Origin of the sequence: Kamptonema sp. PCC 6506, assembly GCF_000180455.1 — a bacterium.
GTDB lineage: Bacteria > Cyanobacteriota > Cyanobacteriia > Cyanobacteriales > Microcoleaceae > Kamptonema > Kamptonema formosum.
Genome location: NZ_CACA01000051.1, coordinates 1 through 8158 on the forward strand (window position 1 = coordinate 1; position 8158 = coordinate 8158).

Here is an 8158-nt window from a genome sequence, read left to right on the forward strand (position 1 = left end):
TTTTCAATCAGGGGCCGATCGCTTCTAAAATGCTATTTGGAACAAATGCTACACCCAGTGGCAGAATCTGACCCGGCTTGCGGGCAACAGCCCTGGGGGACAGCATCCCCTATTCTCAATTACTGTGGAGAAATTCTGTGGACTTATCTTTAATTCCGGCTCAACCAAAGCCCGGAGTGCTCAACGTATTGATTGAAATCACCGCTGGTAGCAAAAACAAGTACGAGTTTGATAAAGATTTACAAGCCTTTGCTCTCGATCGCGTACTTTCTTCCTCAGTACAGTACCCTTACGACTACGGGTTTATACCTAATACCCTCGCAGATGACGGCGATCCCCTTGACGGGATGGTAATAATAGACCAGCCAACATTTCCGGGGTGCGTCATCGCCTCCCGTCCCATTGGTTTTCTAGAGATGATAGATGGAGGCGATCGCGACGAAAAACTGCTGTGCGTACCCGACAAAGACCCCCGCTACGCTCACATTAAATCCCTCAAAGACATAGCACCCCATCGCTTAGACGAAATCGCCGAATTTTTTAGAAGCTACAAGAACCTGGAAAAAAAGGTGACAGAAATTCTAGGGTGGGCAGATGTCGATCGAGTCATGCCCTTAGTAGAGCAGTGCGTCCAAGCAGCTAAAAAATGAGGTAGGGACATCCAGGCGATCGCTCCACAAACAATCCTCAGCATTGAACTTAAGACTGCCGCCGCAATCTGTTAAGTGGGAGGACATAGTTAGAAACTAGGGTGGGTAAAGCCGTGAAAAGCTTATAACGAATAGCTAGAGAAGGTTTGCGGCATTGCCCACCCTGTAACTTCCTGTATGAAGAGGAAGAAAGCGGTAAAAACCTAAATAGCAAAGACGATAGGGGTTTTTGCCTTTAATAGTCCGCCTAAGCTCTCAGAGCAAAAAACTATTAAGTGAAAATTCTGAAGACAAACAGCTTAACTCAAGGCTATCTTAATCTAAATGGACTAAGTAACAACACCGGACAGCTAGAGAGCGATAAACTGAGTGTACCGTCTGCCTACTTTTCCCTGAGAGAGGTTGTTGCATTCAGGCACTAAATTCCCAGGTTCAATCTACAAATTATCCTCCCTGAGCTACCACGCCCTCCTATATCTTTGACCCCAGCAGATACGCGATCGCCCTCTGCTATTTCAACTCTAAAGTCTAAAATCTAAAATATAAAATCTAAGATCCCCTGTCCGAACTTCTTCCCTGCCAAGCTAAAAAAGATGCCTGATTCTGAACCAATCTCACCGAGTACACAGCCGAAAGACGGGAACGCCATGCTTGAAACCAAGCCTCAGACTGAATTTTTTGTCCAATTTTGGGGAGTGCGGGGCAGCATAGCTAGTCCCGGCAGCAAAACAGTCCGCTACGGCGGAAATACATCTTGTGTAGAAATGCGTTTGGGCGATAAACGCCTGATTTTTGATGGCGGCACAGGTTTGCGGGTACTAGGTATCAGTCTGCTGCGACAGATGCCTGTAGAAGCTCATATGTTTTTTACCCACACTCACTGGGATCACATCCAAGGATTTCCGTTTTTTGTCCCTGCTTTTGTTCCCAAGAACTGCTTTCACATTTACGGTGCGATCGCCCCCAACGGTTCTACGATTAAACAGCGTCTTTCTGACCAGATGCTCCATCCCAACTTTCCCGTACCCATACAGGTGATGGCATCAGACCTGAAATTTTACGATATCACCCCAGGCGATATCATCGAACTCGATGACATCAAAATCGAGACGGCTTTGCTCAATCACCCCAATACGGCCGTAGGCTATCGAGTTACATGGCAGGGACATACAGCAGTCTATTGTACAGACACAGAACATTACCCAGATCGATTAGATGAAAACGTCCTACACCTGGCTCGTAATGCCGACGTACTGATTTATGATGCCACTTACACTAATGCTGAATATCACGACTTCAAATCTCCGAAAATAGGCTGGGGACACTCAACCTGGGAAGTAGGAGTAGAAGTCGCCAAAGCCGCAGGTGTAAAACGGATCGTCATGTTTCATCACGATCCTTCTCACGATGATAACTTTCTCGACAGTGTAGAAGAATCACTCCAGTCAGTTTTTCCCAATGGCTTTTTAGCCCGCGAAGGCATGACTGTTCCAGTTATATAACTAGGGGCTAGGGGCTAGGGGCTAGGGGCTAGGGGAAGAAGGGGAAGAAGGAGAAGAAGGGTTGAAATTTATGGTGGCAGGAATTGAGAATGTCCTAACCCACGAAAGCGGTTGTTATATAGGCAAGTAAAGATGAATGGTGGAAGGCAGCGAAAAAATCAACGGCAGGGGCGAAGGCGATCGCCACTCGTGTTACTACTGTTGATATTACTCTGGAGTATTTCTATTGGATGGCTGGCGGCACAGGCTACAGGTGTCGCCGAGATTCCACAAATTACCCAGGGAACACCAACAGAAAGCATTGGCACTGTGGATTTAGTTCCAGAAAGGTATCAACTAGGGCAAGAAGTTTACAGAGAAAACTGTGCCACTTGCCACATTGCTTTACCCCCGCAAGTCATGCCTACTGAAACTTGGCGGCAACTATTGCAAGATCCCGAACACTACGGACAAACAATCCGATTGCTAGTAGATCCGCCGCGCTTGTTAGTATGGAACTATCTGCGGACTTTTTCGCGCCTCCAATCTCAAGATGAAGAGGTTCCTTACAGAGTAGCTAAATCTCGCTATTTTAAAGCCCTACATCCCAGAGTTAAAATGCCTGAAGTTTTAAATATCAGCAGTTGTGCCACCTGTCATCCAGGGGCCTCTGAATATAATTTCCGTAAGTTAACTTCTGAGTGGGCAAATTCTCCTTAAGATTGGCAGTAAAGGCTTTACTGCACTTTTCATCAGAGATTTTGCATCGCTAAATTGACTTGATTAACGCCTTACCAAATTGATGCTAAGTTTAACACAAAACCAGGAAGCTCTGGCTCACCAGATACTTGAGTAGGATCATCCAAAACCCCAACTTCTGCACCGGGTCTATAAATCTCTACTTGCCTATTTTTGCGATTAATTAACAAACCCAAAAGCGCACCATTATCTCGATATTCTCTCATCTTATCCTGAGTATCTTTCAAACTATCACTAGGAGAAAGTAACTCCACTACAAAATCTGGACACAAAGGGGGAAATTTCTTTTGTTGTTCAGGAGTTAAACCATTCCATCGTTCTAATTTTACCCAAGCAGTATCAGGTGCTCTATCTGCACCATTAGGAAGCTTAAAACCAGTAGAGGAATCAAACACTTCACCCAGTTTATTTTGATCGTTCCAAATCCAAACTTGTGCAGTTAATCCGGCATTCCGGTTTCCAGTTTCTCCTCCTGCTGGTGACATGATTATTAATTCTCCCTTGGCCGTGCGTTCTAGTCTAATATTCTCATTTTCTTGACAGAGTTGAAAAAATTGATCGTCTGTCAGTTTAATAATCGGGTTAAGGTTGAGAGTCAGCGTAGTCATATTGTTATTTTATCGGGGACTAAACGACTTTGAAAGGCAATATAAACGATTGCCTACATTAATTAGCAGAGTTTAAGTTCATCTGAATTGCTGATATTATTTTCTCTTCCCAAGCTGGATCGTCAAGTTTTATAGTAACTTTGTGAGGACGAGAATGCCGCCGATCCATATAGGCATAAAAAGCTTCGCGATCGTCTCGATGAGTGAGAATATATCGCTTTAGTTCGCGATCGCTCATTGCAGCATAATTGACATTACTCATGGTTCAATACTCCCATCAATTTGAATTTCAAACTCAATCTCTTCGCTTTGTCCTGCTAAGATAAATAGATTAAGAGTCCGTTCATCCAAACGCACGATATGAATTGGGTGAAACATCACGTTGGTAAGTAGATGACAAAGCCGATATAAACTTCGTAATTGTTCTACCGTTGGTTCCCTCATACACTTATCATCATAGACTCCAATAGTTGTAAACAGTCATTTTCTCCATCCCAAATAAAAGGCAGAGCAGGCAAGATGCCTTCCCTACTACATTATAACACTCTGATCGGCGGCTTTAATTAACACTTCATCCATCCAGGTGTTAATACTTTTGCCAGCCTTCTTTGCCGCAATAAATATTTTACGATGATGTTCAGGAGTGGTACGAAATGGTAGCTTACCTGAAAATGGTTTATCAGGTTCCTGTCCTAATTCTTTGCAAAACTCTAAATAATCATCGATTGACTTTTGAAATTCTTGGCGTGCTTCCTCAATAGTTTGTGCTTTAAATGTTACTACGTCATTAATATCAAGGACTCTGCCGAAAAGAATTTCGGCTTCTAAATCTACTTCAATGTTAGCACTGTAACCTTTGTAAGTCATCATGGCTGTAATACTCTTCCTCTTTGAATAACTGAATAACTGAATAATGAATTTTATGCTAATACCTTTATTAATTTGTGGAATCAGCAATAATTTTCCGATTGATAGCTAATTCATCATGGTTCAACCCCCGCCTTTATTAAAAATTCCCTGACAGATTTAACTGCTCCTTTATCTGTTTCTTTTTGAGGATGTGGTTCGTGAAATACCGCTCTAACCTCATTTAATAAAATGCGAATCCGCGAACCTTCACCTTGAGTAACCGTAGCACCTAGCGCTGTAAATAAATTTTCAATATCTTGCCAATTAATATTAGCTGGTATAGGGTCTGTAAAAATTGCTTCTAAAATTTTACGCTGTTTATTATTTAGCTCCATAATTTTATTTGTTATTTTAACTGTATGATATCATTATGTGATATCAATGTCAAGAGCGTAAGGAGAAGCGAGCACACTTAGGGGGAAGAAAAGAGCGATTCCCTGTTCCAAAATCCTAAAGAATAGTATAATATCTATCAAGCAAAATTTAAGCAAAAACTGACTTCTATGACTGAAACAGAATGGGAAATGCTTGTTAAATTTTTCAGAATGATTTTACAAACTACAATGAGAGGGTTTGCTAATATGGCTAGAAGTCCCTTTATCTGGTTTTGTTTACTAGGTGGAGTTGTTAGCGGTGAAATTGGAACAGTTTTTACGCCAATTGGAATTTTTTGTCTTTTCATTGTGAGTTTATCTTTTTCGGGAGACCAAGAAAAATAGGATAAAAATATTTATAGATGGCACTCAGTCTGTAGTTGCCGCTATCCAATTTTTCAATTTTAGCCAAAGACTAACAAAGCTAGGTTAAATTGGTTTCACCATATCTCCAATTTCAGGATCTTCAAAAGGTATTAACTCATCGAAGGTTTCCATCACATCTTCGCCCAAATTATAGAAAGCATTTCGTTTGGTAGTCATCCGCCGAGATCGCTTTTGATCCGATTCAATCGTACATATTTTGTCTTGAAGATGAATCACCCGTCCTGTTCCTTTCACAATTTCTAAATATCCTAAAGACTCCCCAGTATTCGGGTCTTTAATCTCGTGAAAACTCAAACAATAAACAAGTAACCGTTGACCCTCTTTTAAACCATGTACTTTTCCTCTATTAATAGCCAGCCTATGGGAGTTAATAACGTTAACAACTGTTGCAGGGAACGTTTTTTCCTTAACATCTTGGATGGCTTGCGTACTCTCCATATTTCTCTCCTGAATTTTAAATTAAGGTGTATAAATGTTTTGGATGATTCCTTTGGTAATACCAGGTTTAACTACAGTCTTATCCAAAATTTTAGCATCATTTCCAGCTAATTTGTCTAAGATATCTTGATAAGCATTGACAGGCTTATCCATTAAAGCGTGAATTTTACCATTTGCCTGTACTGTGAGCACAACACCGGTGCCGATTAATCGTTCAAACTCATCCTCATCTGTATAGTAGAAAGAAATAATAATATCATTGGAGAAAGTTCAGAATTTTCTAATAAAAATTCAATCTCTATCCCACTTTGTTTGCGCTTTGCCAATAAAATCTTAGGAAGTAAACGCCTATTTACTTTTGCTTCTAGTTCACTATTTCTGATTTTCAAATTATCCAATAATATCTTAACTTTTTTATATTCGTTGAAGGCTTTAAATACTGCATTAAACAGAGTTACTATCAATAATAAAATAAAAAATAGAATAACAATTGCTAAGTCTATAGGAATATTTGTCTTTACCGGAAACCGTGATAATAAAATTGTAATTACCACCCCTAAGAATCCAATTAAAATTCCTTGAATATCCAAAAAGCTAGACCATATTAAACTCCAAAAATTATCTTTCATTTTTTGATTTAGAAGATGGGAATTGATGATTATATCATTATGATGGAATATATAGTCTTATAGTCAAGAGGCAGGCAAAAAAGCCTGCCCCAAACTATCCTACTCTACCCCCTCAATCCGATCCTCCACCTCCTGATACAACTGACGCAAACGATCCAAATTACTCTCCGAAGTCTCCCAATAACCCCGGCCATTCACTTCTAACAAAGTGCTGACAATCTTACGGAAAGAATGAGGATTCAAATTCATCAATCGCTTCTGCATTTCTGCATCTTCGATAAACGTAGAATTGACATCCTCATACACCCAATTATCCACCGCACCCGCCGTCGCACTCCATCCCGAAGTATTCACCAAACGCTTAGAAATCTCGCGCACTCCCTCATAACCGTGCGCTAACATTCCCTCGTACCACTTGGGATTTAACAACTTAGTCCGCGAATCTAAACGCACTGTTTCCGATAAAGTTCGTACCTGGGCATTCGCTGTTGTACTATCAGCAATAAATGATGATGGTTGCTTCCCATCACCACGCAAACTGCCGATTAATTTGGTAGGATCGGAATCGAAATAGTGCGAGACATCGGTTAAGGAAATCTCCGCTGAATCCAAATTCTGGAACGTCACCTCAGCAGTCTTTAACGCTGATTCAAAAATCTGGCGATCCTGTTCCATTGTCCCTGGATTATCCGAAGAAAAAGCAAAAGATTTGCGGGCTAAGTACATTTCCTGCAACTCTGCTTCGCTTTCCCAAGTGCTATTTTCTACAGCTAAATTGATGTTAGAAGAATAGGAACCCGACGCATTAGAAAATACGCGAGTTGCAGCTTGACGCAAGTTAATTCCCATTTCTTCCGCTTGTTTCATCGCGTGTTTGCGGACAAAGTTCATCTCCAAAGGTTCGTCGGCTTCGGCGGCCATTTTCACGGCTTTATCTAACAGATTCATCTGGTTAATGAACAAATCTCGGAATACGCCAGAACAGTTAATCACCACATCAATCCGAGGGCGACCTAACTCTTCTAAGGATAGTAATTCCAGCTTATTCACGCGGCCTAAAGCATCAGGAACCGGCTTAACTCCCACCATCCACATTACTTGGGCTAGGGACTCACCATAGGTCTTAATGTTGTCAGTTCCCCACAACACAACGGCAATAGTTTCGGGATAATTACCACCGTTATCTAAGCGCTGTCTTTCTAACAAACGGTCAACAATTACTTTTGCTGACTTCACCGCCGCCGTTGTCGGAATTGACTGCGGATCTAAGGCGTGCATATTCTTGCCAGTAGGCAAAACATCGGGGTTACGAATCGGATCGCCACCGGGGCCAGGGATGATATATTCACCTTCTAATGCCCGCAATAATGCACCTAATTCGTTATCTGCACAAACCTGTTGCAAGCAGAATTCCAGATACTCAAATAGGGGTTTAATCGGTTCAGGATCGACCTTTTTGTAACCCAATTCATGCAGTGCTTCAATCCAGGGTTCTTTCTTACCCATATTGAAGAAATTTAGCTTAGAAACCAGAGAAACTCTGCCTTCTGCATCGGTTTGTTCCTTGACTAAAGCGGTGACAGCGGCGCGAGTGGCTAAGGTGATGTTTTGCAATAATTCGACATCGGCTAAAATACCGCGATCGCTATTTTGGAAAACATCGTTAATATCGCGGCCGACGCTATTCGCAATGATTCGAGGTAAACTAAGAAGGTTATCTTCTTCTCGATCTAAACTGGCAATATTTACCAAAGTCGCGATCGCTTCTTCGGCCGATGGTGGTTTGCCAATGACGTGCAAACCGCAAGGTAACAACCGCGATTCGATTTCCATCAATTTGCGGTAAACATTACCAACAATATTATCGCGTTCCTCGGCAGTTAATTGGGCAGCCAACCCCCCCCCTGCCCCCCCTTAGTTAAG

At 41.7% G+C, this 8158-nt stretch carries 12 protein-coding genes and 1 pseudogene; 4 read left to right on the forward strand and 9 right to left on the reverse strand.

Annotation, left to right across the window (positions count from 1 at the left end; genetic code table 11):
• Window positions 1-137: 137 nt before the first annotated feature.
• The 3 genes from OSCI_RS02595 (at window position 138) to OSCI_RS02605 (ending at window position 2851) form a co-directional block, all read left to right on the forward strand.
• Window positions 138-650, forward strand: coding sequence for an inorganic diphosphatase (locus OSCI_RS02595; protein ID WP_007353295.1), 513 nt, complete (start codon window positions 138-140; stop codon window positions 648-650).
• A 593-nt stretch (window positions 651-1243) separates the two neighbouring features.
• On the forward strand, window positions 1244-2152 hold the full coding sequence (locus OSCI_RS02600; RefSeq protein ID WP_007353297.1) for an MBL fold metallo-hydrolase: 909 nt from the start codon (window positions 1244-1246) through the stop codon (window positions 2150-2152).
• A gap of 132 nt (window positions 2153-2284) precedes the next feature.
• Complete coding sequence (locus tag OSCI_RS02605) at window positions 2285-2851, forward strand: cytochrome c (RefSeq protein ID WP_007353298.1); 567 nt, start codon at window positions 2285-2287, stop codon at window positions 2849-2851.
• A 71-nt stretch (window positions 2852-2922) separates the two neighbouring features.
• On the opposite strand, the gene OSCI_RS02610 is transcribed toward OSCI_RS02605, so the two are convergent.
• The 5 genes from OSCI_RS02610 to OSCI_RS02630 form a co-directional block, all read right to left on the reverse strand.
• Window positions 2923-3498 (reverse strand): Uma2 family endonuclease, encoded by a 576-nt coding sequence (locus OSCI_RS02610; RefSeq protein WP_007353299.1) that lies wholly within the window; start codon window positions 3496-3498, stop codon window positions 2923-2925.
• Between the two features lie 58 nt (window positions 3499-3556).
• Window positions 3557-3760 (reverse strand): DUF6887 family protein, encoded by a 204-nt coding sequence (locus tag OSCI_RS02615; RefSeq protein ID WP_007353300.1) that lies wholly within the window; start codon window positions 3758-3760, stop codon window positions 3557-3559.
• Window positions 3757-3942 carry a DUF6888 family protein gene (locus OSCI_RS02620; protein WP_007353301.1) on the reverse strand — a complete coding sequence of 62 codons (186 nt, stop codon included), beginning with the start codon at window positions 3940-3942 and terminating at the stop codon, window positions 3757-3759. The genes OSCI_RS02615 and OSCI_RS02620 overlap by 4 nt, the downstream gene beginning before the upstream one ends.
• A gap of 87 nt (window positions 3943-4029) precedes the next feature.
• Complete coding sequence (locus OSCI_RS02625; RefSeq protein ID WP_007353302.1) at window positions 4030-4368, reverse strand: type II toxin-antitoxin system HicB family antitoxin; 339 nt, start codon at window positions 4366-4368, stop codon at window positions 4030-4032.
• A gap of 113 nt (window positions 4369-4481) precedes the next feature.
• Window positions 4482-4742, reverse strand: a complete 261-nt coding sequence (locus OSCI_RS02630; protein WP_007353303.1) for a type II toxin-antitoxin system HicA family toxin — start codon at window positions 4740-4742, stop codon at window positions 4482-4484.
• A 168-nt stretch (window positions 4743-4910) separates the two neighbouring features.
• Between OSCI_RS02630 and OSCI_RS02635 the strand changes: the two genes are divergently transcribed.
• A complete protein-coding gene (locus OSCI_RS02635; RefSeq protein ID WP_007353304.1) occupies window positions 4911-5126 on the forward strand; it encodes a hypothetical protein in 216 nt (71 codons plus the stop codon).
• A gap of 84 nt (window positions 5127-5210) precedes the next feature.
• On the opposite strand, the gene OSCI_RS02640 is transcribed toward OSCI_RS02635, so the two are convergent.
• The 4 genes and pseudogenes from OSCI_RS02640 to bchH form a co-directional block, all read right to left on the reverse strand.
• Window positions 5211-5606: a hypothetical protein gene (locus tag OSCI_RS02640; RefSeq protein WP_007353305.1), complete on the reverse strand. Its 396-nt coding sequence runs from the start codon at window positions 5604-5606 to the stop codon at window positions 5211-5213.
• Window positions 5607-5627: 21 nt separating this feature from the next.
• Complete coding sequence (locus OSCI_RS29530; protein ID WP_007353306.1) at window positions 5628-5798, reverse strand: hypothetical protein; 171 nt, start codon at window positions 5796-5798, stop codon at window positions 5628-5630.
• 14 nt (window positions 5799-5812) lie between these two features.
• Entirely contained in the window at window positions 5813-6235 is a 423-nt protein-coding gene (locus OSCI_RS02645) for a hypothetical protein (RefSeq protein ID WP_007353307.1), read from the reverse strand.
• Window positions 6236-6334: 99 nt separating this feature from the next.
• Window positions 6335-8128 (reverse strand): annotated as a pseudogene (bchH, locus tag OSCI_RS02650) (magnesium chelatase subunit H); the annotation flags it as partial.
• Window positions 8129-8158: the final 30 nt, after the last annotated feature.